Below are 1657 nucleotides of genomic sequence, written 5' to 3'. Positions count from 1 at the left end.
GGGCGGACGGTGCGGACGTCCGGCCGGCGGGGAGCCCGCCGCGGAGCCCGGGCCGGTGACCGTGCATGAGGATGGCGGCTTCTGATGGGCGGGGGTCGCAGGCCCGTCTCCCGCGGCGTGAGGCTCCTTTGCCTGGGATTGGCCGTGCTGCTGGTGTGCGCGTTGGGTTCCGTTGTGCTCGGCCGGCACGGGTCGTCCGACACCGCCGCGCGGGACGCCTCCACGACGGGTTCCGCCCCGTCGAAGGATGATGCCGGGACCGTGGATGCGGAAGCGCATCCGGGGTTGAGGGCGGCGGGCATCCCGGTTCCGGGCGACTGGTCGCGCCAGTCGGGATACCGGGTCACGGTCGAGGACGGGCGGGCCGATTGGCCCGAACAGGCGTCGATGGAACCGATGGCCGGGTCCTACGGCGTCGCGGACACGGCGCTGGACACGCTGGACAGGCTCCTCGACCCGACCATGGACGACCAGGCATGGGCGCAGGGCGTGCTCGGCTCCCTGGGAGCGGACGGCGGCGGCGTCGAGCATCCGGTGTCGGACGCGCCGCGCTGGTGGTGGGCGCAGCGCAGGTTCGACCCGACCGCGTTGTGCAGGGCCGTGGACTCCGACCCGTACGTGCAGGGCCAGTACCGCGGCGGCTGTGCCGACGACGGCGAGTGGGACGACGAGGCGGAAAGGGCGGTCAGCCAGGCGGGCATGTACGACACGACGTCGACGGATTTCCCCGTCCCGGACGGGCTGACCGTCGACTCGCTGACGAACCCGCAGGACGTGGCGAGCCGCGCGTACGGGGTCGTGGGCGTGCCGATGGACGACGGCATCTGGCACGTGACCGTGTACTGTCCCGCCACGTTGGACGGGCCTCTCACCGATCTCGACGGCAACGAGCTGACGGGTCTCGACGGCCGCGGGGAGGCGTGGACCTCGATCTCCCCGACGGGCTGGGGCACGGTCCAACGGCCCTGCCGGACCGTGGAGGTCACGGTCGGCGGGCAGAAGCCGTTCTGGTGGTTCGGGGACGAGTCATGACCCGTGTGAACGGCGCGCGGCGCCGACTGGCGTCGATCGCGGCGATCGTGGGGCTGATCCTGACGGTGGGCGGCTGCGGGCCGTTGGACGTGCTCGCGTTCCTCGCGGGCTGCCGGTCCGCATCGGGCGAGGGCGCGTCGGGTACCGTGCAGGCGTCCGCCGCGTCCGGTGAATGGACCGGCCTGGTGGGCATGGCCATGGGCCGGATCCAGGACAAGTGGCCCGAACACAGCTCGTACTGCTCCACGTATGGTCCGGATTTCCAGTGCACCTGGTGGGCGTGCATGAGGGAACGCAGCCTCGGCCATCAGGTCGGCCAGTACTGGGGCAACGGCAACCAATGGGACACGAGTGCCCAACAGGCGGGCTGGGTGCAGGGCGCGCAGGCGGGCGGCATCGTCAGCTTCGAGGGCGGCGTGGTCTACGGCGGGATCCCGACGAGCGCGTTGTACGGGCACGTGGCCGTCGTCGAACAGGTCGACGGCGACACCGTGCACATCACCGAGGGCGGCACGGGGTTCGGCAAGGTCCACGCCACCACGTTGTCCGCGTCGAACCCGCCCCGGGGCGTCACCTACTGGCATCCCGCCGACGGATCGGGCACGGACGGGGTCCCCCACGGCGG

At 72.1% G+C, this 1657-nt stretch carries 2 protein-coding genes; both read left to right on the top strand.

The window, feature by feature from the left end; all coding sequences use genetic code 11:
- Positions 1-138: 138 nt before the first annotated feature.
- Entirely contained in the window at positions 139-1032 is an 894-nt protein-coding gene (locus tag BITS_RS09175) for a hypothetical protein (RefSeq protein ID WP_152571207.1), read from the top strand.
- The coding region (locus tag BITS_RS09170) for a CHAP domain-containing protein (protein WP_044259849.1) at positions 1029-1657 on the top strand (629 nt) is incomplete at its 3' end. The genes BITS_RS09175 and BITS_RS09170, both read left to right, overlap by 4 nt.

Source organism: Bifidobacterium tsurumiense (genome assembly GCF_000741765.1).
GTDB lineage: Bacteria > Actinomycetota > Actinomycetes > Actinomycetales > Bifidobacteriaceae > Bifidobacterium > Bifidobacterium tsurumiense.
Note: the sequence above shows the minus strand (reverse complement) of the source record. Positions and strands in the feature narration are given on the sequence as shown.